This window comes from Flagellimonas sp., from assembly GCF_965215805.1.
Taxonomy (GTDB): domain Bacteria; phylum Bacteroidota; class Bacteroidia; order Flavobacteriales; family Flavobacteriaceae; genus Flagellimonas.
In genome coordinates, this window is record NZ_OZ244124.1 from 3994537 (window position 1) to 4018870 (window position 24334).

Annotated in this window: 21 protein-coding genes; 17 read left to right on the top strand and 4 right to left on the bottom strand. The window is 43.1% G+C overall.

Translation table 11 applies throughout. The features are described 5' to 3' along the window. The first annotated feature begins 189 nt into the window (after window positions 1-189). Genes nagB through ACOOE0_RS17630 form a run of 5 tightly spaced genes read left to right on the top strand, consistent with a single transcriptional unit; the run spans window position 190 to window position 7682 of the window. On the top strand, window positions 190-2124 hold the full coding sequence (gene nagB, locus ACOOE0_RS17610) for a glucosamine-6-phosphate deaminase (protein WP_420400219.1): 1935 nt from the start codon (window positions 190-192) through the stop codon (window positions 2122-2124). A gap of 52 nt (window positions 2125-2176) precedes the next feature. Further along, the gene (locus ACOOE0_RS17615) at window positions 2177-3673 is read left to right on the top strand and encodes a glycoside hydrolase family 10 protein (protein ID WP_420400220.1); all 1497 of its coding nucleotides are present in this window, start codon (window positions 2177-2179) and stop codon (window positions 3671-3673) included. A gap of 27 nt (window positions 3674-3700) precedes the next feature. Then, on the top strand, window positions 3701-4981 hold the full coding sequence (locus ACOOE0_RS17620) for an MFS transporter (protein WP_420400221.1): 1281 nt from the start codon (window positions 3701-3703) through the stop codon (window positions 4979-4981). Further along, window positions 4974-6587, top strand: a complete 1614-nt coding sequence (locus ACOOE0_RS17625) for a glycoside hydrolase family 3 protein (protein WP_420400222.1) — start codon at window positions 4974-4976, stop codon at window positions 6585-6587. The genes ACOOE0_RS17620 and ACOOE0_RS17625 overlap by 8 nt, the downstream gene beginning before the upstream one ends. Before the next feature lie 15 nt (window positions 6588-6602). Next, window positions 6603-7682, top strand: coding sequence for an anhydro-N-acetylmuramic acid kinase (locus tag ACOOE0_RS17630; protein WP_420400223.1), 1080 nt, complete (start codon window positions 6603-6605; stop codon window positions 7680-7682). Here ACOOE0_RS17630 and ACOOE0_RS17635 read toward each other — a convergent pair. After that, window positions 7679-8890, bottom strand: a complete 1212-nt coding sequence (locus ACOOE0_RS17635; RefSeq protein ID WP_420400224.1) for a multidrug effflux MFS transporter — start codon at window positions 8888-8890, stop codon at window positions 7679-7681. The genes ACOOE0_RS17630 and ACOOE0_RS17635 overlap by 4 nt on opposite strands. A 212-nt stretch (window positions 8891-9102) precedes the next feature. On the opposite strand from ACOOE0_RS17635, the gene ACOOE0_RS17640 reads away from it, so the two are divergent. Both ACOOE0_RS17640 and ACOOE0_RS17645 read left to right on the top strand, forming a co-directional pair. Beyond that, window positions 9103-9423, top strand: a complete 321-nt coding sequence (locus ACOOE0_RS17640) for a GIY-YIG nuclease family protein (protein ID WP_420400225.1) — start codon at window positions 9103-9105, stop codon at window positions 9421-9423. Window positions 9424-9502: 79 nt separating this feature from the next. After that, the gene (locus tag ACOOE0_RS17645; RefSeq protein WP_420400226.1) at window positions 9503-10564 is read left to right on the top strand and encodes a Gfo/Idh/MocA family protein; all 1062 of its coding nucleotides are present in this window, start codon (window positions 9503-9505) and stop codon (window positions 10562-10564) included. Window positions 10565-10587: 23 nt separating this feature from the next. Here the strand turns inward: ACOOE0_RS17645 and ACOOE0_RS17650 are convergent, their stop codons facing one another. Genes ACOOE0_RS17650 through ACOOE0_RS17660 form a run of 3 tightly spaced genes read right to left on the bottom strand, consistent with a single transcriptional unit; the run spans window position 10588 to window position 14086 of the window. Beyond that, window positions 10588-12129 (bottom strand): acyl-CoA carboxylase subunit beta, encoded by a 1542-nt coding sequence (locus ACOOE0_RS17650; RefSeq protein WP_420400227.1) that lies wholly within the window; start codon window positions 12127-12129, stop codon window positions 10588-10590. 5 nt (window positions 12130-12134) lie between these two features. After that, entirely contained in the window at window positions 12135-13577 is a 1443-nt protein-coding gene (accC, locus tag ACOOE0_RS17655; RefSeq protein ID WP_420400228.1) for an acetyl-CoA carboxylase biotin carboxylase subunit, read from the bottom strand. Window positions 13578-13585: 8 nt separating this feature from the next. Continuing rightward, window positions 13586-14086 (bottom strand): acetyl-CoA carboxylase biotin carboxyl carrier protein subunit, encoded by a 501-nt coding sequence (locus ACOOE0_RS17660; protein WP_420400229.1) that lies wholly within the window; start codon window positions 14084-14086, stop codon window positions 13586-13588. A 178-nt stretch (window positions 14087-14264) separates the two neighbouring features. Between ACOOE0_RS17660 and udk the strand changes: the two genes are divergently transcribed. The 10 genes from udk to ACOOE0_RS17710 all read left to right on the top strand — a co-directional run bounded on the left by udk (window position 14265) and on the right by ACOOE0_RS17710 (window position 24322). Continuing rightward, window positions 14265-14873: a uridine kinase gene (udk, locus tag ACOOE0_RS17665; RefSeq protein WP_420400230.1), complete on the top strand. Its 609-nt coding sequence runs from the start codon at window positions 14265-14267 to the stop codon at window positions 14871-14873. Window position 14874: 1 nt separating this feature from the next. Continuing rightward, complete coding sequence (locus ACOOE0_RS17670) at window positions 14875-15207, top strand: FtsB family cell division protein (RefSeq protein WP_420400231.1); 333 nt, start codon at window positions 14875-14877, stop codon at window positions 15205-15207. Next, window positions 15200-16597, top strand: coding sequence for a methylmalonyl-CoA mutase subunit beta (locus ACOOE0_RS17675; RefSeq protein WP_420400232.1), 1398 nt, complete (start codon window positions 15200-15202; stop codon window positions 16595-16597). Before ACOOE0_RS17670 ends, ACOOE0_RS17675 begins: the two co-directional genes overlap by 8 nt. Continuing rightward, a complete protein-coding gene (gene scpA / locus ACOOE0_RS17680; RefSeq protein WP_420400233.1) occupies window positions 16590-18665 on the top strand; it encodes a methylmalonyl-CoA mutase in 2076 nt (691 codons plus the stop codon). The genes ACOOE0_RS17675 and scpA overlap by 8 nt, the downstream gene beginning before the upstream one ends. A gap of 135 nt (window positions 18666-18800) precedes the next feature. Beyond that, window positions 18801-19574: a ParA family protein gene (locus tag ACOOE0_RS17685; protein ID WP_420400234.1), complete on the top strand. Its 774-nt coding sequence runs from the start codon at window positions 18801-18803 to the stop codon at window positions 19572-19574. After that, window positions 19575-20486: a ParB/RepB/Spo0J family partition protein gene (locus tag ACOOE0_RS17690; protein ID WP_420400235.1), complete on the top strand. Its 912-nt coding sequence runs from the start codon at window positions 19575-19577 to the stop codon at window positions 20484-20486. It begins immediately after the preceding gene. After that, the gene (locus ACOOE0_RS17695) at window positions 20479-21117 is read left to right on the top strand and encodes a DUF5683 domain-containing protein (protein ID WP_420400236.1); all 639 of its coding nucleotides are present in this window, start codon (window positions 20479-20481) and stop codon (window positions 21115-21117) included. The genes ACOOE0_RS17690 and ACOOE0_RS17695 overlap by 8 nt, the downstream gene beginning before the upstream one ends. 3 nt (window positions 21118-21120) lie before the next feature. Beyond that, window positions 21121-21822, top strand: a complete 702-nt coding sequence (gene dapB / locus ACOOE0_RS17700; RefSeq protein WP_420400237.1) for a 4-hydroxy-tetrahydrodipicolinate reductase — start codon at window positions 21121-21123, stop codon at window positions 21820-21822. A 47-nt stretch (window positions 21823-21869) separates the two neighbouring features. Then, window positions 21870-23612: a signal peptidase I gene (gene lepB / locus ACOOE0_RS17705; protein WP_420400238.1), complete on the top strand. Its 1743-nt coding sequence runs from the start codon at window positions 21870-21872 to the stop codon at window positions 23610-23612. 71 nt (window positions 23613-23683) lie between these two features. Beyond that, on the top strand, window positions 23684-24322 hold the full coding sequence (locus ACOOE0_RS17710; protein WP_420400239.1) for a WbqC family protein: 639 nt from the start codon (window positions 23684-23686) through the stop codon (window positions 24320-24322). Window positions 24323-24334 lie beyond the last annotated feature (12 nt).

Below are 24334 nucleotides of genomic sequence, written 5' to 3' on the forward strand. Positions count from 1 at the left end.
CAAGATCAAATGTAAAGAAAACAATCCCATTTTATGCTGTTTAATTCGAATTTAATGTTACCAAATGATTAAAAAAAGCAAAACATTGCAAAATACTTGCAAAAAACAGCAGTTTTTGATTTTATTTTCTATTTTTGCAGTTCAAAACCAGCAAATAATAGTAACCAAGCACATCGAAAATCAGGTTTCATGGAAACAGCAACAGTAAAAAAAGGAAAAGTGGATATCTCGTATAAACCAGCAGGGCGATTTGAGGAAACCCGTTTTGAAAAAATTCACAACATCATCTTTGAAAATTCTGCGGATGGCTCCGCCGTGGTGGCCAAGGAAATTGCGGACTTGATCAAAGAAAAGCAGGCAAAGGGTAAAACTTGCGTACTTGGATTGGCCACAGGCTCCTCTCCTATTCGCGTATACCGGGAATTGGTGCGAATGCACAATGAAGAAGGACTTAGTTTTTCCAATGTTATTTCCTTTAATCTGGATGAGTACCTGCCCATGGAAAAGGACAACAGACAGAGTTACCACTACTTTATGCATGAACACTTGTTCAATCATATCGATATAGACCCCAACAATGTTCATATCCCCAACGGAACGGTTACTGGCGATGCCATCATTGAGCACTGTTTGGATTATGAAAGAAAAATCAAGGAAGCTGGCGGACTGGATTTTCAGCTTTTGGGAATTGGACGAACGGGCCATATTGGATTTAACGAGCCTGGTTCCCACCACAATTCTGCAACAAGGGTCATTACCCTTGATCATATTACGCGCGTAGATGCTGCACCCGCATTCTTGGGTATAGATAATGTTCCTCGCAGAGCCATTACCATGGGAATTGCAACGGTAATGAGTGCCAAAAGAATTGTTTTGCTCGGATGGGGGCCAAACAAGGCAGATATCATCAAAAAAACCATAGAGGGCGAGATTTCCTCCCAGGTTCCTGCCACCTACCTTCAAGAACACACCAACTGTACCTTTGTTTTGGATACCGGAGCGGCCAGTGAACTTACACGTCACAAAACCCCATGGTTGGTGGATGAATCCCTTACCTGGAATGAGCAATTGACCGCCAAGGCCATAGTTTGGTTGTGCCGACAAACGGGAAAATCCATTTTAAGCCTGACCGATAAGGATTACAACGATAATGGAATGTCAGGTCTCCTAACCTCCCAAGAATCGTATGACCTAAACATTAAAATGTTCAACCGATTGCAGCATACCATAACGGGATGGCCTGGAGGTAAACCCAATGCTGATGATACCAATAGACCTGAAAGGGCACTACCGGAAAGCAAACGGGTCATCATTTTTAGCCCCCACCCTGATGACGATGTCATTTCCATGGGAGGTACTTTTGACCGATTGGTTCAGCAAGGTCATGAGGTTCATGTGGCCTATCAAACTTCTGGAAATATCGCCGTATCGGATACCGAAGCTTTGAAATTTGCGGAAATTGCCAAATCCATCAACCCTTCGGAGGAAGCCCAAACCATTATCGATTCCATAAAAGCAAAAAAAGAAGCTGATTTTGACCCGCTTGAGGTAAGAAAATTGAAAGGAAACATCAGGCGTGGTGAATCTTTTGCTGCCACCCGTTACTTTGGGTTGGATGATGCCAATGTGCACTTTTTAGATCTTCCCTTTTATGAAACAGGGGCTATCAAGAAAAACGATCTTTCGGATGCCGATGTACAAATAATGGTAGACCTTATCAAAAGCATTAAACCGCATCAAATTTACGCTGCGGGTGACCTGGCCGACCCACACGGTACGCACAAGACCTGTTTGGACGCCTTGTTTGCTGCCTTGGAAGAATTAAAGGGGGAATCCTATATGGATGATTGCTGGGTATGGCTGTACAGAGGTGCTTGGCATGAATGGGACACCCACGAAATTGAAATGGCAGTCCCTATGAGTCCTGATCAGGTGCTCCGTAAAAGATTGGCCATATTCTGTCACCAGTCACAAAAAGACGGGGTCATGTTCCAAGGTGATGATTCCAGAGAGTTCTGGATGAGAGCCGAAGAGCGCAATAAGGATACCGCAAGAAAATACAACCAATTGGGAATGGCAGAGTACGAAGCCATGGAAGGATTTGTACGGTACAATTTCAAATAATCCATATAAAAAAGGCCTACTTTTATTGAAGAGTAGGCCTTTTTCTTTATCCATGCGCAACATTGCATATTTAATCTTCCCAGTTCTTTTCATTTCCTGTTCTATATTCAGAACCACAACCACTGCCCCCAAAACTGAATTTAGAGGGGTTTGGATCGCTACGGTGGCCAACATTGACTGGCCCAAAAACCCCAATGGCAATACAGCCAAAAAGAAAGCGGATTTTATCCGCATTTTGGATTTCTACGAAGACCTTAATTTTAATGCCGCCATTGTTCAGATTAGGACCGCAGGAGATGCTTTGTATCCCTCCCAACTTTCCCCATGGTCCAAATATTTGACAGGGAAACAAGGCAAACCTCCAAAAGAATTTGAAAATCCTTTGCACTGGATGATTGAGGAAACACACAAACGTGGAATGGAATTCCATGCTTGGTTGAATCCCTATCGTGCAACGGTAGATTTGGACACCCTTTCGCTTTCCAATGAGCACGATTTTTACCAACATCCAGAATGGATGGTAAAGTATGGCAAGAAGTATTACTACAATCCTGGTCTACCCGAAGTAAGGGAGAAGTTCAATACAATTATTGCCGAGTTGGTTCAAAATTATCAGGTTGATGCCATTCATTTTGACGACTATTTCTATCCCTACAAAATCAAAGGAGAGGTCTTTAATGATTCCATCGCCTACAAAAAATTTGGCCTTCCCAATCAAAATTTGGAGGATTGGAGGCGAAGCAATGTCGATTCCCTGGTTAAGAATGTCCACAGCACCATAAAAAAGCACAAACCCTGGGTACAATTTGGAATTAGTCCCTTTGGCGTTTGGAAAAACAGGGATACGGATCCCAAGGGTTCGGACACCAAAGCAGGACAGACTACTTATGAAGATCTTTATGCCGATCCACTTCTTTGGACCGAGAAGGGTTGGCTGGATTATCTGGCTCCGCAAGTGTATTGGAGTATGGACTACCCTGTTGCATCACATCGGATTATTACCCAGTGGTGGGCCAACAACTCAAAGGGCTCCCAATTGTATATTGGGAATGGCACCTACAAAATCAAAAACAATTCGGATAAAGCTTGGAAACGCAGAAACGAAATCCCCAAACAACTTCATCTAGCTAGAAACCAGGATAAGATTGATGGCAACATTTTTTTTAGTGCCAAATCTTTAATGGGTAAACATGATAGGGTCGTAAACACCCTAAAGCGCAAATTTTATCCCTTGCCTTCCCACAATCCGGTTGGATTGGTTAAAACCAAGAGGGAGATTTTACAACCATCCCTGGCATCCTACAACAGGCACAACAAGGTTCTGGAACTTTGCATTTCGCACAATGACTCCGTACCAAGATTCCTTAACCTCTATCGGTCAAAGAGTGGTTTTGAAAGGGAGGATGCCACCTTGAGCAGGAAAAAGTACTTATCCGAAGGCGAACAAAGTATATGTTTGGAAGCAAACAACATTAAAAGTCCCATGGGCATTACCATATCTGACGCCTACGGAAACGAAAGCGAGGTATTGTTGATCCAAACACCATAAAATCAAAATCCTATGAAGTTAACTTAGATGAGCATCGCAAAGAAAGACAAAAGAGCCTGGGTCTGGGTACCCATCCTTTATTTTACCCAGGGTATTCCCTATATCCTTATTGTAACGGTTTCGGTAATCATGTACAAACGTTTGGGCGTTGGCAATGCCGAAATTGGACTATACACCAGCTGGCTCTATTTGCCATGGGTATTGAAACCCATTTGGAGTCCTTTCGTGGATTTAAACGGCACTAAACGAAAATGGTTTTTGGCCATGCAACTGCTTGTTTCCCTGGCCTTTCTGGGCATAGGACTTTCGTTACCCACCAATGCGTTCTTTGTGGTTTCCCTTGCATTTTTCTGGATGGCCGCCTTTGCTTCGGCAACCAACGACATTGCCTCGGACGGATATTATATGATAGGTCTCACCCAAAAAAAACAGTCCTTTTTTATCGGGATGCGAAGTACTTTTTATCGTTTGGCCATGGTGACAGGACAAGGACTTCTGGTCATTTTTGCAGGCTTTCTTGAAAACAGATATGGGGATAACACCAAAGCGTGGTCGCTCACCATGATTTGTGCAGCCGTTCTCATGCTTATTCTCACCATTTCCAATTTCTTTGCTGCACCCAAGTTTGAAACTGCTCCCAATCAAAACTCGGACAAGCCCAACAATTTTTGGGAAGTATTTGCTTCGTTCTTCAGAAAAAAACAGATTGGCATCGCCTTGTTGTTTATACTTACCTATCGGTTGGGAGAATCGCAATTGGTAAAAATGGCCTCCCCTTTTCTTTTGGATGAAAAAGAAGTGGGCGGATTGGCTTATTCCACAGAGGCCGTAGGAACCATTTACGGAACCGTGGGAGTAATCATGCTTTCTTTGGGTGGGATCATTGGGGGAATTTTAATTTCTAGGGATGGACTTAAAAAGTGGATGCTCCCCATGCTATTATCCCTAAACCTGCCCAATATCCTCTATGCCATGCTGGCGATTACCAAAACCTCCAGTCTGGTTGCTGTGGTGGGAACTGTAGTGGTAGAGCAATTTGGTTATGGATTTGGGTTCGCTGCTTTTTTGATCTATCTCATCTATGTTGCTGAAGGAGCTTCCAAAACCTCCCACTATGCCATCGCAACAGGTTTTATGGCCTTGGGAATGATGCTTCCTGGAATGTTGAGTGGTTATATCCAAGAATGGCTGGGTTATGATGGATTCTTTGTTTGGGTCGTCATTGCAGCCTTACCAGCATTTTTGTTGCTTAAATTTTTGAAGTACCCTGCCGATTACGGAAAGAAAAGTGCCATTACCCATGAATGATCTACTATCCAAATACGAAGAAGCCAAAAACCAACTCACCTTAAAGCAAAAAGTGGGGCAATTGTTTATGCCTGCGGCATTTATAAATGATACGGAAGAGGAGGTTCAAAAATTGGAGTATTTGATTAATACATTGGACATTGGTGCCATATGTTTCTTCCATAGCAGGGCCAGTGCTGCTACAAATTTTGAAGGCAAAAAGAAAGTAGTTCACAACGAAAAGAGCTACAATCGTTTGTTACAACTCATAGAGCGGTATCAAAAAGCGGCAAACATTCCTTTGCTTATCGCCATTGACGCCGAATGGGGGTTGGCCATGCGTATTGAAAACACGCCACAATATCCGTATGCCATTACCCTGGGGGCCATTCAGGAACAACCTAATTTGCTGTTTGATGTTGGAAAGCATATTGGTTTGGATTGTCTTAATGCCGGTGTACATTGGAACCTCTCTCCCGTTGTTGACATCAACAACAATCCAGAAAATCCTGTCATAGGGTATAGATCCTTTGGTGATGATAAGGACAGTGTCACTTCCAAATCTTTAGCCTATATCCAAGGAATGTCCAGTGTTGGGGTTCTAAATTCCGTTAAACATTTTCCAGGGCATGGGGATACGGCAACGGATTCCCACTTGGGACTGCCCGTCATTGACAAATCCAAGGAAATCCTAATGGAAAACGAGCTTTTCCCTTTTATAAAGCACATTCAAGAAGGTGTTGATTCAGTTATGATGGGACACTTGTCCATACCATCGCTGGACGAATCAGGGAATCCATCCACAACTTCCTATCCCATAATTACAGAACTTCTCAGAAATGAATTGGGCTTTAATGGAGTGATTATTTCTGATGCCCTGAACATGCATGCCGTCTCCAAACAATATACCGTAAAGGGAACCTTGGAGGCCGCTGCATTCAAGGCTGGAATGGATATGATGTGTTTTACCGAATATCCTACAGAGGGTATAGCCGAAATATTGAAATCTGCTACTACGGAACGTATAGAAGAAAGCTTCAAAAGGGTATGGCAACTGAAGGAAAAAGCTTTTTTGGACCATCCTTCCAAACAGGCACCAAATCCCGTGGCAGAAGAGGGGTTAAATCGGAAGTTAGCCCTTTTCGCGTTGACGGAATGCTATGGAGATACTAATGGGGTTCGGATGCTAAAAGCTGGTCAATTTCTCAACCTTTCCATAGGTAGCCCTGCTGAAAATTTGTTTTCCAAATCCATTGAGAACACTTTTGACAAGCAGCACCATCATGTGAAATCTGAAAACTTAACGGACATAAAGCAATTGGTAGCTTCCAATGAAAATGTAGTTTTGGCCTTGTTTCCGCCCGCTGTTAAACCCAAGGGGGCATTTGGACTTGAAGCTCCGATACTGGAATTTATCCGTGAATTAATTTCCCAGAAAAATGTTCTGATTTATCTGTTCGGAAATCCATATGTGAGCAACATTCTAGGATTGGAGGTAAATTCAAACCTAGTGATTGCCTATCAAGATTTTAAAGTGTTCCAAAAGGTGGCCTTTGAACATTTCCAAAATAAATTTGAAGCTAAAGGAAAGCTTCCTTTTCAGATGAAATCTGCTTTTCACCACTAATCAAAAAACACCCAGATGAAGAAGTATCAGGTTTTAGGATTAATGTCGGGCACTTCCCTAGATGGGTTGGACTTGGCCTTTTGCCATTTATGGGAAGGTGCGAGGGGATGGGAATTTTCATTGGAAAAAACAAAGGATGTTTCCTATGACCTTCAATTGAGAGACCAACTAAAGAATGCCATCCGTCTTTCCGAGCAGAATCATGAGCAGTTACACAAAAACTACGGTATTTGGCTGGGAAAACAGGCCTTGGAGTTCTTAAAAGAGCATGATTTGGATGTTGATTTTATAGCCAGTCATGGGCATACTTCACACCATAGACCTGAGGAAGGATATACCTTCCAATTGGGAGATGGGCAGTTGCTTGCCAATAATTCAAAAAAGAAGGTCATCTGTGATTTCAGGACCAAAGATGTTTCTCTGGGTGGTCAAGGTGCACCCCTGGTACCTATAGGAGACCGATTGCTGTTTCATAAATATGATTTTTGCCTGAATCTGGGAGGAATCAGTAATATGTCTTTTGAAAAAGATGGTCAAAGAATTGCCTATGATATTGGCTTGGCCAACATGCCCTTGAACTTTATCACAGCGAAGTTGGGAATGGTCTATGATGAAGATGGAAAGTTGGCCCGATCTGGAAATTTGGATAATCAGCTATTGGAGCAATTGAACGCATTGTCCTATTACCAACTTCCCCATCCAAAATCCACAGGCTATGAATGGTTCACTGAGGAAATTGTTCCCTTAATTGAATCCTCAAAGGCAAGCCATGCTGATTTGTTGCACACCTTCATCCATCATAACTGCGAACAAATTGCTTTGGAAGTACAAAAACATGCCACTGGGACAAAGCAAAAAATGCTCGTTACTGGCGGGGGAGCCTTAAATAGTTTCTTTAAAGAAACCTTGCAAGAAAAGTTGGGACAAACCATTGAAATCCATTCACCGTCCCCAACACTCATTGCCTATAAAGAAGCGCTTGTATTCGCCCTAATGGGTGTTCTTAAAGAACAGAGCAAAACCAATGTGTTAAGTTCCGTTACCGGAGCACAGAAAGACTCCTGTAGTGGTGAAATTTTCTACCCACAAGCTTAGTTGGTCAATGCCACCCGTCCGCGTTTTCTGGTGGAAATGACAAGAAGCAAGGATGCAATCCCGCAAATGGCCAACCCTGCGAAAAGGGGCCAAACACTATCAGCGATGAAATCCCCGATAAAAGTTGCAATTGGAATGGCCAACAGGGTGGATACAAAACCATTGATGGCAGCTCCTATCCCCGCAATGTGTCCAATAGGTTCCATGGCGATGGAACGATAATTTCCCCACATAAAACCAAGGCAAAAAAACTGAATGGAAAGGAATCCCACCAAAATGTAGATATTGGGATTGGGTGTTCCCCAAAACAGCAATACATAAAGAATGGCTATCCCACAAAACACCGCAAGAGCCAAGACAGACAGTTTTCGCATACCATAGCGCATTACTAAAGTACCGTTCATAAAGGTGGACAAGCCAATGGAAATAGCCAAACCAGCAAATATGTATGGAAAGGCCTCCTTGAGGTCGTATTGATTCTCAAAAATGTGTTGGGAAGAACTTAAATACACCAAAAACGCTCCAGTGACCAAGCCTGAGATGAAGGTAAAGATAACGGTATCCCTATATTTAAAGAATTCACGAACCCCATCTACAAATACGTGACGCGTAAACGGAATCTTGTATTCCGGTTTCAGCGTTTCCGGCTGCCTTTTCCAAAACCACAGGGCCACCACAAGGGCAAAAAAGAGCTGGATATAAAAAATAGCTTCCCATCCAAAAGCGTCCAAAATGAGTTTACCTATAGCGGGTGCGATCACCGGAATCAGAATAAAAAAAGCGACCACAAATGACATTATCTTGGCCATGTAATCTCCTTTGTACGTATCCCTAATAATCGAAATGGCCAAAGTTCTGGGTGCCGATAGTCCAATACCTTGTAAAATTCTTCCTAAAACCATCACCTCCAAAGAGGGAGCCCAAACACAGATTACACTGGCTATGGCAAACAAAACAAATCCCAAGTAAACCACAGGTTTTCTGCCATAGCAATCCGAAAGAGGACCAAAAATCAGCTGTCCCACCCCAAGTCCCAAAAAAATCATGGTCACCAACAGTTGGTTATCTGTTGAACTGTAGCTATGAATAGCCTCCCCAATATTTGAAATAGCAGGTAAAAGGGCATCAATGGCCAAGGCCACAATGGACATCAAGGCGGCCATCATGGCTATGAATTCGAAGTTAGGTTTTTGGGTCTCTTTTTGCATTTGGCAAAATTAGGCATCCCCAAGAAATCAATGAAGTATTTATGATAGTATTAATGTTATGTTTTATAGTCAAAAGTTATAATACAATTAAGTCTTTCAAATCCTATCTGAACTCCTTAGAGTTTTTTCTTTGGCCCCGAAAACCTAGTCCCAAATATCCCGCTAATGCCTATATTTAGTGTCAGGTCGAGCGCAGTCGAGACCTAACGCCCATGAAATCTTATTACGTTTACATCTTACTTTGTGCTGATGGACTTACCTATACAGGTATTACCTGTAATTTGGCTAGAAGATTGGAGGAACATCAACACGGATTGAATAAGGACAGCTTTACATATAAACGAAGACCTATCAAATTGATATTTCAACAACAGTTCAATGATGTGCTACAAGCTATTTATTTCGAGAAGAAAATCAAAAAATGGAGCGCCCAAAAGAAACTGGCTTTGGCTCGTGGAAATTTTGACCTGCTCCAAATTCTAACTGAATGCAGGAATGCATCACATTACAAGTATAAGCCAGAATGCGAATGAGGTCTCGACTGCGCTCGACCCGACATTCTTAATGAATTTTAATGGTCTGAATGCCTATATTTGATTAAACTACAGGGTGATGGATACATTGAAAACATTGGTAGTAGGCTGTGGTAATATGGGAACCTCCCATGCCCGTGCCTATCATAAATTGGAAGGGTTTGAAATTGTTGGACTGGTAAGTAGAGGAGCTAAAAGTCGGGAACAGCTATCCCAAGAATTAAATGGAATCCCAACATATTCCGATTATGACCAGGCCCTAGAACAGACAAAACCGGATGTGGTCTCCATCAATACTTATCCCGACACCCATTTTGATTACGTGAAGAAGGCATTGCAAGCCGACTCCCATGTATTTGTGGAAAAGCCCCTTGCCCTTACGGTGAAAGAGGCTCAGGGTTTGGTAGAACTGGCACAAAAGCAAAAGAAGAAGATGGTAGTAGGGTACATTCTTCGTGTTCATCCAACCTGGACCCAATTTGTACAAATGGCTCAAACCCTGGGCAAACCGTTGGTGATGCGAATGAACCTAAATCAGCAAAGTGCAGGGGAGCAATGGTACACCCACAAACAATTGATGCAATCCATGTCCCCCATTGTGGACTGCGGTGTGCATTATGTGGATATTATGTGTTCCATGACCCGATCCAATCCCGTAAGTGTTTCGGCTATTGGCGCTCGTTTGTCAGGTGAGGTTGATGACCAAATGTACAATTACGGACAGTTGCAAGTACGTTTTGAAGATGGCTCCGTAGGATGGTACGAAGCAGGTTGGGGACCTATGATGAGCGAGAATGCCTTTTTTATCAAGGATGTGATCGGGCCAAAGGGTTGTGTTTCCATCAGTGATGCAGATAAGGGAGCCTCAGAAGATATTGAGGGGCATACAAAAACGGGAAGTTTAAAACTACATCACAGTACTTTGGACGCGGATGGTCACTTTGCCAAAAAAGACGAGATAATAAACACCGCGGATGAACCTGACCATGACCAACTTTGTCTTTTGGAACAAGAATACTTGTTGGACGCCATCACGAACGACCGCGACCTTACCGACCATTTGAATGATGCGGTCAACAGTTTAAAAATTGTTTTGGCCGCTGATGAATCTGTAAAAACGGGTAAAACTGTTAATTTATAATCTCGCCCAGCTTATTCCTTGGATCACAATGGAATATTTCCATGCTTCTTTTTTGGGGCCGCAACCTCCTTTTTCTCAAGCATGGCATAAGCCTTCAACAATTTTCTTCTGGTATTTTTGGGTAGGATTATTTCATCAATAAATCCGCGGCGTGCTGCCCTATATGGGTTGGCAAACTTGTCCGCATATTCCGCTTCTTTCTCCTTCAACTTGGCCTCTGGGTCATCAGCTGCAGCAATTTCCCGTCTAAAAATTATCTCACTGGCTCCCTTGGCACCCATTACCGCAATTTCGGCTGTGGGCCATGCAAAGTTAAAATCAGCTCCGATATGTTTGGAGTTCATCACATCATAGGCTCCGCCGTAGGCCTTACGGGTAATTACGGTAACCCGAGGCACCGTAGCCTCACTCAAGGCATAAAGAAGCTTGGCGCCGTGCATGATAATTCCCGACCATTCCTGATCCGTTCCCGGTAAAAATCCAGGAACATCCACCAAAACCAACAACGGAATATTGAAAGCATCACAAAAACGGGTGAACCGTGCGGCCTTTCGGGAGCTTTTTACGCCAAGAACCCCCGCTAAAAACATAGGTTGATTAGCAATAATTCCAATGCTCCTGCCCCCTAATCTGGCAAAACCAACAATAATATTCTCCGCATAATCCTTATGGATTTCATAGAACGAATCGTGGTCAATAATACCATTGATCACATCGTGCATATCGTAAGGTTTGTTGGGGTTGTCGGGAACAATGTTCGAAAGTTCTTCCCGTACTTCTTCTCCCAACTCATAATCCAACTTCCTTGCGGTTTCCTTATTGTTTTGGGGCAGATACTCCAACAGTTTCCGAATATCATCCAAACAGGAAGCATCATTGGACGATGTTTTATGTGCCACCCCAGATTTAACCGCATGGGTTGTAGCGCCTCCCAATTCTTCCGAAGTTACCTCCTCATTGGTCACGGTTTTGACCACGTTTGGCCCAGTTACAAACATATAGCTGGTTTCTTCCACCATCACAATGAAATCCGTCATGGCGGGGGAATACACCGCACCTCCCGCACAGGGGCCCATCACCGCAGAAATTTGAGGTATAACCCCAGAAGCTTGAACATTTCTGTAGAAAATATCCGCATAGCCTCCCAACGACCGAACCCCTTCCTGGATTCTTGCACCTCCCGAATCGTTCAAACCGATAATGGGTGCACCTACCTTCATCGCCAAATCCATCACCTTACAGATTTTCTCTGCATGGGTCTCGGACAAAGCCCCACCAAAAACTGTAAAATCCTGGGCATATACATAGACCAATCTGCCGTGAACGGTTCCATAGCCAGTAACTACCCCATCGCCATAATATTGCTCCTTGTCCATACCAAAATCGGTAGTCCGATGCGTCACCAAAATGCCCATCTCCTCAAAGGAGCCTTCGTCCAGTAAGTAGTGGATACGTTCCCTAGCGGTTAGTTTTTTCTTTTGATGTTGTTTTTCGATACGTTTTTCCCCACCGCCTAAATGGGCTTCGGCCAGCTTGTTGTTTAGCGTTTTTATCTTGGAATCCATATGCTTTAGTTTGTAGGTAGTTGAACTATTTTTTGATCATCTAGAAATTGGCGTAAAGCCATTATCGCTGCCATTTCTGCTTCTTTGGATTTTCGTTCCAAAATCAACTCAGGCGAATAATGATCTTTTACAAAATGGGTGTCAAAATTCCCAGAACGGAACGCCTCATGCTCCATAACAAAGGCTCCAAAAGGTAAGGTGGTTTGCACCCCTTGGACTTTGTAATCCCGTATGGCTTCCAACATCAGTTCAATGGACTCCTCTCGGGTTTTACCGTAGGTAATCAACTTGGAAAGCATAGGGTCGTAATAAATAGGAATGTCCATTCCTTCCTCAAAACCGTTGTCTACCCGAATGCCCTCACCAACCGGCAATTGATAGGTTTCCAAGGTTCCCACACTGGGTAAGAAATCGTTTAGGGGGTCTTCCGCGTAAACCCTCAATTCCATGGCATGTCCCTGAATTTTCAAGTCCTCCTGTTTCAATGGCAATGCTTCTCCCCTAGCCACTTTTATCTGCAGCTCCACAAGATCAACTCCCGAAATTAGCTCCGTAACCGGATGCTCCACTTGCAATCGGGTGTTCATTTCCAAGAAATAGAAATTAAGGTCGGCATCCATTAAAAACTCCACTGTACCGGCGCCAATATAATCGCAAGCTTTAGCTACTTTAGTAGCCGCCACGCCCATGGCTTCCCGAAGTTCTGGGGTCAAAATGGACGAAGGTGCCTCTTCCACAACCTTTTGGTGCCGCCTTTGAATACTACATTCCCGTTCAAAAAAATGCAGCACATTCCCGTGGGTATCCGCCATCACCTGAATTTCGATATGGCGAGGGGAAGTGACATATTTCTCCACAAAAACAGAACCGTCACCAAAAGCAGAAGTAGCCTCACTAATGGCCCTTTCCATTCCCGATTTCAAATCTTCTTCCTTTTCTATGATGCGCATTCCCTTACCTCCCCCACCTGCAGAAGCCTTGATCAGAACGGGGTATCCAATTTCAAGGGCAATTTCCTGGGCCTTTGCCACATCGGTAATGGCTTCATCAATGCCCGGAACCATCGGAATATCGTAGGCCTTAACTGCTTCCTTAGCCGCAAGTTTGCTTCCCATGATTCGTATAGCTTTCGATTTTGGGCCGATAAACGTAATTCCGTTTTGTTCCACAGCCTCTGCAAAATCCGCATTTTCACTTAGGAATCCATAGCCTGGATGTATGCCATCCACATGACGCTCTTTGGCCACAGCAATGATTTTATCCCCCAACAAATAGGATTGGTTGGAAGGTGCTTCCCCAATACAAACGGCCTCATCAGCAAACCTCACATGGGGTGCATTTCTATCGGCCGTAGAAAAGACGGCCACGGTGCGTATTCCCATTTTCTTGGCGGTTCGCATTACCCTAAGGGCAATCTCGCCCCTATTGGCAACTAGTATTTTTTTCATATCAAGACTTATTCAAATTCTACAAGCAATTGTTGTTTCTCTACGGCATCCCCAACTTTAACGGCAATTTTTTTGATGACCCCTTTTCGTGGCGAAGTAATTATGTTTTCCATTTTCATGGCTTCCAAAACTACCAATTGGTCATCCTCAGCCACTTCCTGGCCTTCTTCAATCGAAATATCCAAAATCAATCCAGGCATGGGTGCTGCTATGGAGTTGATACTTTTGGCACCGTTGGAAGCAAATCCCATTTTTTGGATAAGCTTGTCCAGCGGGGTCTGAATTTCCGCTTGATACTCGGTACCGTTTACCTTAACGGTATACAGTCGCTGATTCCCGTTGGTCTTGGGAATCTCAATATGATAAGAGATGCCATCCTTCAAAATATGAAAAGCGCCATCCCCCGTTTTTAGGGAATCCATAGAAGAAATTTCGTCTTTGGATAACTGAAATTCAAGGTCTCCATCGACCTTGACTGTAAAGGAATTGTCCATAAAGAATGTGCTCATGGGTTGTCAATATAAATATAAGATTAAAGCGGTATTCCAAGGCAAAGCTATGGTTAATTACTTTCTGGAATCATGACAATAATCATTCATGGAATGGCAAAAAGAAGCTAACTATGCAGTTGTATTGGCAGATTGAAAAATGTATCAAATGCTTACTTTTGGGATTAAAATTATCATTATGCTGATCTTGGGAATTGCCGGGGGCACCGGTTGCGGTAAAACCACAGTGGTTAATCAAATTGTTGAGGAACTACCCGATAATGAAGTGGGTGTTATTTCACAGGATTCTTATTATAATGACCTCTCCCATTTGACCAAGAAAGAACGTGGTCAAATCAACTTTGACCATCCCAACTCCATAGATTTTGAATTGTTGATTTCCCACTTGCAGCAACTAAGGGAGGGTAAGTCCATCCATAAACCCATTTATTCGTTTGTGGAGGAAACCCGTTTGGAAGATACGATTTTGACCCATCCAAGAAAGGTGATGATCGTGGAAGGAATTTTGGTATTGAGCAATCCGCTGTTGCGTGAAATGTTTGACATCAAAATCTACGTCCATGCCGATTCCGATGAACGGCTGATTCGGAGGTTGCAACGGGATATTAGAGAACGAGGACATGATCTGGACAAGGTTCTGACGCGTTACCAGACAGCTGTAAAACCCATGCACCAACAGTTTATTGAACCCTCAAAGGAGTTTGCGGACATCATCATCCCCAACAACCACTATAATACGGTGGCGGTAGATATGGTTCGTACCATTATTAATGAAAGATTAGGCTAATATGCTGATTCACGATCTGTACAACAAGAAGTGGTTCAAATTTATGCGGAACATTTATGTTCTGGTCCTGACAGCATTTGCCATATGGATGATTTTCTTTGATGCCAATTCCTTGCTTATTCATCGGGAATTGAACCAGGAAATTAAAAAGTTGGAAAAACAAAAGGAATTTTTGGAAGGGGAAATTGAACATGACAAGCTCATTCTGGACAAACTTTCCGACCAAGAAGAACTAGAGAAATTTGCTCGTGAAAAATACTATATGAAGAAGGAAAACGAGGAGATTTTTCTTATTGAATACGAGGATAGTCTTAAGACCAAAAAAAATGAATAGTCCCAATTTATTTAATGAATTCCCTCAAGTGTCTTCCAAACAATGGAAGCAAAAAATCCAGTACGATCTAAAAGGAGCAGATTATAATGAAACTTTGATCTGGGAATCCTTGGAGGGTATCAAGGTTAAACCTTATTACCATTCTGAAGATGTAGAAAACCTAAAATCATTTCAGCAAAAAGGGTCATCGGAATGGAAGATTGGGCAGCCCATATATGCAGGAAATTTTTCCCTGGCCAACAAAACAGCCATAGACAGCCTGAAACGTGGTGCTGAAAGCCTTGTTTTCACCATTCCAGATCAGGATTTGGATATAGCCTCCTTGTTTCAAGGTATTGATTTATCAAAATATCCGTTGCATTTAAACTTTGAAACCCTTGATAAAAATGTCATACAAGAGTTCCTTGAATTTCTGAAAGGAAAATCCACCTCTGTCTTCTTCCACTTAGACTTAATTGGTCATTTGGGGAAAACCGGAAATTGGTACCAAAATTTGGAAAAGGACCACCAAATACTGGAAGATATCCATGCCATGGTATCCAAGTTTGACAACTTTAGTGTTTTAAGTGTAGCTATTTCCCATTATCAAAATTCGGGGGCGAACATGGTGCAGCAATTGGCCTATGGTCTTGCCCATGCCAACGAGTATCTCAATCATTTTTCCAATACCGCTTCAACCTCATCGAAGAACATATTTCCCATCACTTTTAAAGTATCTGTGGGAAGCAACTACTTCTTCGAAATTGCCAAGCTAAGAGCCTTACGATGGTTGTGGCAGACGCTGGCCAAAAACTATGGTATAACATCGGATTGCCATGTTTTGGCTTTTCCCACCCAACGCAATAAAACTCTATATGATTACAATGTAAATATGCTTCGTAGCACATCGGAATGTATGTCCGCTGTCTTGGGTGGTGCGGATACCGTGCATAACCAAGCCTACGATGCCATTTATCATAAAGACAATGAATTTGGGGATAGAATAGCTCGGAACCAGCTCCTGCTTTTAAAGGATGAAAGCTATTTTGGGAATGGGGCCAAAGCGGCAGGCGGCACCTATTATATTGAGTCGCTTACCCAACAGCTGGCAGAAAAAGCATTGGTATTGTTCAAGCAAATTGAAAGTTCAGGAGGATTTTTAAGCGAGCTAAAAAAGGGCAACATACAGCGAAAAATCAAGGAAAGTGCCGACAAGGAACAAGGCTTGTTCAACGACGGGAATATCGTGCTTTTAGGAACCAATAAATTCCAAAATCCACAGGACAGAATGAAGGATGATATGGAGCTCTACCCCTTTGTAAAAAAACAGGCTCGAAAGACGTTAATTGAGCCGATCATAGCAAGGCGGCTAGCGGAACAGATGGAAATAAAACGATTGGACGATGAGTAGAAAAGACGTTTCCCAACTTGAATTAGTGGATGTAAAACATCCAAATACTGATGTAACAGCTAATCAGACTTCTGATTTTGCAGCAGGCATCCCTCCCTTCCTTAGAGGGCCGTATTCCACTATGTACGTACGCAGACCATGGACTATCCGCCAATACGCTGGATTCTCTACAGCTGAGGAAAGCAATGCGTTTTATAGAAGGAATTTGGAAGCAGGTCAAAAAGGACTTTCGGTTGCGTTTGACCTCCCCACCCACCGCGGTTACGATAGCGATAACGAGCGTGTGGTAGGCGATGTGGGCAAAGCAGGGGTTGCCATTGACAGCGTTGAGGATATGAAGGTGCTTTTTGATGGAATTCCCTTGGATAAAATGTCGGTATCCATGACCATGAACGGGGCAGTTATTCCCATTATGGCATTTTATATTGTCGCTGCCTTGGAACAGGGAGTATCCATGGAGCAACTTTCCGGAACCATACAAAATGACATCCTCAAGGAGTTCATGGTGCGAAACACCTATATCTACCCTCCTGCTCCATCCATGCAATTGGTGGCCGATATTTTTGAGTTCACCAGTCAAAACATGCCTCGATTTAACAGTATTAGTATTTCAGGGTACCATATGCACGAAGCAGGAGCACCAGCAGCCATGGAGTTGGCGTACACTTTATCTGACGGCATTGAGTATATCAGAACCGGAATAAAGGCTGGGCTAAAAATCGATGACTTTGCCCCTCGACTGTCCTTTTTCTGGGGGATTGGGATGAACCATTTCACGGAAATCGCCAAAATGAGAGCTGGACGTATGCTCTGGGCTAAATTGGTCAAGGATTTCAATCCGAAAAATGAAAAATCCTTGATGCTCCGAACCCATAGTCAGACTAGCGGCTGGAGTTTGACTGAACAAGATCCTTTCAACAATGTGGCACGTACCACTATTGAAGCCATGGCCGCAGCGTTTGGAGGCACACAAAGTCTGCATACCAATGCCTTGGATGAAGCCATAGCACTACCCACGGATTTTTCCGCAAGGATCGCCAGAAATACCCAGATATATCTGCAGCAAGAAACACATATCACCAAAACGGTTGATCCCTGGGCCGGAAGCCATGTGGTTGAAAAGTTGACCCATGAAATTGCAACTGAAGCGTGGGAACTGATACAAGAAGTGGAAAAATTAGGTGGCATGACCAAGGCTATAGAAGCAGGGATACCCAAAATGCGGATTGAGGAAGCAGCTGCCAAAAAACAAGCTCGAATAGATAGCGGGCAGGATGTCATCATCGGAGTGAACAAATATCAGCTCGAGAATGAGGATGACCTCCAAATTTTGGAAGTGGACAATGATAAGGTAAGAAAACAGCAGCTTGCCCAATTGGATCAATTGAGGTCAACACGTAAAGAAGAAGAGGTAAAACTGGCTCTAGAGCGTATTTCGGCGGCATCGGAAAAAGCCATGCAAAACGAAAGTGATCGTGAAAATTTGCTAGCTTTAGCTGTAGAAGCTGCCAAAGCAAGGGCCACCCTGGGAGAAATAAGTGATGCCATGGAAAAGGCCTTTGGGCGATATCGAGCAAAAATCCAATCCTTTACAGGCGTGTATTCCAAAGAGATCAAAAACGACGAAAGCTTTGAGCGGGCCAAGCAAATGGCCGATGACTTTGCATTGGAAGAAGGTCGTAGACCCAGAATTATGGTGGCCAAAATGGGGCAAGATGGCCATGATCGAGGTGCCAAAGTGGTGGCAACAGGTTATGCAGACTTAGGTTTTGATGTGGATATTGGACCTCTCTTCCAAACACCTGCTGAAGTTGCCAAACAAGCCGTTGAAAATGATGTCCATGTCCTAGGGATTTCCTCCTTGGCAGGAGGCCATAAAACCTTGGTGCCTGAGGTGGTCAAAGAACTAAAAAATCATGGCAGGGAAGACATTATGGTTATTGTGGGTGGTGTTATCCCTAAACAAGATTACGACCACCTAATGAAACATGGGGCCGTAGCCGTGTTTGGACCCGGTACCAAAATCAGCGATGCCGCTATTGAAATCCTAAAGATTTTAATAGGATAACACCCCTTAACTTATTAGCAATTAAAACTTTAACTTTCTTTAACGCAAGATGTTAAGGTTATTCACCCTCTGTTAACAAAATACATTTTTTAGCGTCTTAAATAATCGTATTTTTAGCACCTAACTTACTATGAAATGGGCAAGATAATTGCTATTGCAAATCAGAAGGGCGGTGTTGGAAAAACAACTACTACAGTAAACCTTGCAGCCTCACTTGGTGTACTGGAAAAAAAGGTGTTGTTGATTGATGCGGATCCTCAGGCCAACGCCACCTCAGGCTTGGGAATTGATGTTGATGGGGTTGAACAGGGAACATATCAGTTATTGGAGCACACCCTAGGTGTGGATGATGTAATTGTCCAAACGGATTCCCCAAATGTCGATTTAATTCCAGCGCACATAGACCTTGTGGCCATTGAAATTGAATTGGTGGACAAGGACAACAGGGAGTATATGCTAAAAGAAGCCCTTAGGGATTTGGGTGACCGATACGATTTTGTACTTATCGACTGTGCACCATCATTGGGATTGTTAACACTTAATGCGCTTACAGCAGCTGATTCCGTAATGATTCCAATCCAATGCGAATATTTTGCTTTGGAAGGACTTGGAAAGCTATTGAACACCGTAAAAAGCGTACAAAAAATACACAACAACGACCTGGATATAGAGGGCATGCTCCTAACCATGTATGACTCTCGATTAAGACTTTCCAACCAAGTGGTTGAGGAAGTAAAGAAACACTTTGCGGATATGGTTTTTGACACCATTATCCAAAGAAACGTTAGGCTAAGTGAAGCCCCAAGCTATGGCGAAAGCATCATCAAATACGATGCAAGTAGTAAGGGCGCAACCAATTACTTGAACTTGGCCAATGAGATATTGAAGAAAAACAAGGAGAAAGTTTAAATGGCGAAAGCAACCAAAAAGCAGGCTTTGGGAAGAGGCCTGTCCGCTCTATTGAAGGATCCGGAGAATGACATTCAATCTGTTTCCGATAAAAATGCGGACAAGGTTATTGGTAATGTAGTTGAATTGGAAATTGAATCCATAGAGGTTAATCCCTTTCAGCCGCGTTCCAACTTCAATGATGAAACCCTAAAAGAATTGGCCAGTTCCATCAGGGAATTGGGAATCATCCAACCCATTACCGTACGTAAGTTGGATTTCAATAAATTCCAGCTGGTTTCAGGGGAGCGTCGTTTCCGTGCCTCCAAAATGGTGGGCTTGGAGACCATTCCGGCCTATATTCGGATTGCCAATGACCAAGAATCCTTGGAAATGGCCTTGGTAGAGAACATCCAACGCCAAGATTTGGACCCTATCGAGATTGCACTGTCCTACCAACGCTTAATCGATGAAATCCAGGTGACCCAGGAAAAGTTGAGTGATCGGGTTGGAAAAAAACGTTCCACCATCACCAATTATCTTCGGCTACTAAAATTACATCCCATCATTCAAACCGGTATGCGGGATGGATTTGTGAGCATGGGTCACGGAAGGGCACTTATCAATATCGACAAGAAAAAGGACCAAATCAATATTTACGAAAAAATCGTTTCTGATGGCTTATCCGTTCGGGAAACAGAGCGTTTGGTCAAATCCTATAAGGAATCCAAAGACGGGATCGATTCTGGAAAGAAAACCAGCAGTTCAAAAGAAGTCCCCAATTATGTAACCAAGGGAATTGATGCTTTGAAATCCCACCTTTCAACCAAAGTGGACATCAGTACCTCGGCCAATGGAAAAGGGAAAATTGTGATTCCTTTCCATTCCAAAGAAGAATTCCAGCGTTTAAAAAAATTGTTGATTGGTGATTAAAAACCTGCTTTTTTTTGGCACTTGCCTGTTTTTTGTCAGCTTTTCTTTTGCCCAGGATGATCAGATTCAAGAACATCCCGTGGAAATTGACTCCTTGGCACAAGACCTTGAAGGTAAAGGTATTACCATAGAGGAGGTGACCTATGAAAAAAGAAAAATAAATCCATTGGCACCCAGTAAGGCTGCCTTTTTTTCTGCCATAGTACCCGGTTTGGGCCAGATTTACAACAAAAGGTATTGGAAAGCCCCCATAGTGTGGGGTGCCATTGGTACTGGAATCTATGTGTATTCCTTTAACAATACAGAATACAATCGAGCGCGAGATGCTTTTAAAAGGAGACGTGCGGGCTTGGAAGACGAGTTTTTTGACATTACAGGTGATGGGGAAGGACCCGATTTCTCTTTGGAAGCCTTACAAGATGCCCAAGAGCGTGCACAACGTGATCGGGATCTGGCCTTGCTGATCACCATTGCCATGTATGCCCTAAACATTATTGATGCCAATGTTGATGCCCATTTGAAGCAATATAATGTGGATGAGAACCTGGCCATCGACTTTAAACCTTATTTGGATCTTAACCCCCTGACCAACGACCCCAATTATGGCATGGCCCTGGTCATAAAATTCTGATGTATGAAGATTGGATTGTTCGGCTACGGTAAAATGGGCAAGATGATAGAGCAAATAGCTCAAGATAGAGGGCATACCATTGTTGCTCGAGTAGATGTAGATACCACAGACATCCCTTTTGAAAACATGGATGTTGCCATAGATTTTAGTACTCCAGATGCCGCTTTTGGCAATATTACCAGCTGTTTTGAACATAAGGTTCCCGTGATATCAGGGACTACCGGTTGGTTGGATAAGTTTGACCAAGCTGTATCTCAATGCGAAACACACCAAAGCGCTTTCATCTATGCTTCCAATTTCAGTTTGGGTGTCAATGTATTTTTTGAATTGAATGCATATCTGGCCAAAATGATGAAGGGTCTAGATCAGTATAAAGTTTCGATGGAGGAAATTCACCATACGCAAAAATTGGATGCTCCAAGCGGAACGGCCATCACGTTAGCTGAAGGAATCATAGGGAATACAGATTATACGGACTGGAAATTGGAGAAGGATGGTGAACATATAGTTCCCATAACCTCCAAAAGGGAAGGCAAAGTTCCAGGTACACATACCATTTCATACAAGAGCCAAGTAGATGATATTGAAATAAAGCATACCGCCCACAATAGGGAGGGATTTGCTTTGGGAGCTGTAATTGCCGCTGAATGGATTCAAGGAAAAACGGGTATCTTTTCTATGAAAGATGTGTTAAATCTCACTTAACAAAGTAACAACTAGCAAGACTTTAAGTCTCACAAATAAACTTTTTTATGGACGGAACACAGTGGATCATCTTTATTCTGATCATTCAGGTCATCCATTTTTTGGGCACTTGGAAACTCTATGTAAAAGCAGGGCGTAAAGCCTGGGAAGCGGCAATACCCATATATAATGGTGTAGTGCTCATGAAAATCATAAATAGGCCCTGGTGGTGGGTGCCCTTGCTTTTCATTCCCATCATCAATTTATTGATGTTTCCCGTAGTTTGGGTAGAAACAATCCGAAGTTTTGGAAAAAACAAGCTCTTGGACACCTGGGCGGTTATTCTTACCCTTGGATTCTATATCTACTATATTAACTATGCAGAGGATGTAAGCTATATTGAAAACCGAAGCCTAAAACCCAGAACAGGTTTGGGTGAGTGGGTCAGTTCCATTGTTTTTGCTATTGTAGCTGCCACCTTTGTGCACACCTATTTTATCCAACCTTATGTGATTCCTACGGGATCATTGGAACGAACTCTTCGAATCGGGGATTTCCTTTTTGTGAGCAAATTTCATTATGGAGCCCGTGTTCCCATGACCACCCTTGCCGCACCTATGGTTCATGATACGCTTCCAGTGGTAAGAAAGCGATCCTATCTGGCAGATGTAAATCCCGAGACTTACAAAACCTCGTGGATCAATAAGCTGCAATTGCCGTACATGCGTTTACCCGGTTTCAATACGGTGAAGAAGAATGATATTGTAGTATTTAGCCTGCCATCGGATACGCTGTATCAGTTTTTTAGAGCGGAAAAAGCGGTAAAAAAACCTATTGATAAGAAATCAAATTACGTAAAACGATGCGTGGGAACCCCAGGTGATTCCCTGGCGGTGATTGATGGTTTTGTGCATGTAAACGGCACCAAACTACAGCTTTCAGATCGGGCCAAAGTAATGTACTTCTATACCATCTATTCCAAAAAAGGAGTTTCCACAAGGGCATTGGAGGCTGTAGATGCAGCTGATTATACCAGAAAGTACTTTGCAAATTCCCTGAGCGAGGCTCAAGCCAATGGCCTATCTCCTTATATTCGGGGGGCCTATAAAAACCCGCAAGGCCAAATTGAAATCATCACGGATGAGAAGGGAATTCCAACTGAAGTAATAAGGCAATTGAGATTGTCACTTTCCGAGGAAAGGCCTTTATCCCGACTGGCCAACATGACCGATGAAATGGTGACCCAACTCCGAAGCAACCAAGAAATAGATTCGGTGGTCAGGACCAATGAGCCCAAGGGAAAGTACGGTGGTTCCTTTCCGCAAAAACCCAATCTGTATCCTTGGAACAATGATAACTTTGGCCCCATCTACCTTCCGGAAGCTGGGTCCACGGTGGAAATCAACCATCGCACCATTCCCCTTTACAAAAAGATAATCAGGGATTACGAAAACAATGATGTAAAGGTAACCGGCCAGAAAGTATTCATTAATGGCCAAGAAGCCAATTCCTACACCTTTAAGCAAGATTACTATTGGATGATGGGAGACAATAGGGACAGCTCGGAGGACAGTCGTTCCTGGGGTTATGTTCCTGCCAACCATATTGTGGGCAAACCCGTTTTTCTATGGATGAGTTTTGACAATTTTAAAGATGACTTTTTTAACTGGCGCCCTCGTTGGGAAAGGATTTTCACTACTGTTGGGGGCAGTGGGGAGCCTGTTTCGTATCGCTGGTATTTTGTGGCAGTTGTGTTGGGATTATTTGTGCTTGACTTTGTCAACAAACGAAGAAAAAGGAAATCCGAATAAGACGTTAGACGTTAGACGTTAGACGTTAGACGTTAGAAATAAACCGATTTGATATAGGACAACAGCGTATTATGTCCAAGTTTCTCATACATCCCTCCTATTTTCCCAGCATAGCCACATTTGCGGTCTTGGCCCAGAAGGATATTGTTTGGGAAGCGCATGATAACTTTCAAAAACAGACCTACAGAAACCGTTGCTACATCTGTACCGATCAAGGCAAACATATGCTCAATATTCCCATAAAACATGTGGGAGGGAATGAAGGAAGACAAAAGTACCGAGAGGTACAACTGGACCATTCTTCCAATTGGCTGAAACAACATTGGCGCACCCTGGAAACTGCATATAGAACCTCTCCTTTCTTTGAGTTTTATGAAGACGATTTGAAATCCCTTTTTGAAACGCAGACCCAGTCTTTATTTGAATTTAACTTAAAGACGATTCAGGTCGTTTCCGACTGTTTAGGCATTGAATTCACCAGTAAGCAAACCTCAAATTTCGAAATGTCCCCCAATGAGCTTCAAGATGTTCGTTTTCTAGTGAATGCCAAAAAACCCCTTATTTCGGACCCATTTCCTGAGTACATACAGGTATTTGGTGAACGTCACGGCTTCCTGTCCAATCTGAGCATTCTGGATTTGCTTTTCAACGAAGGTACCAACGCGGCTCCTTACTTGCACAACCTATCATTGGATTTTTTGGATGCTTAGGTTTCTCATTCA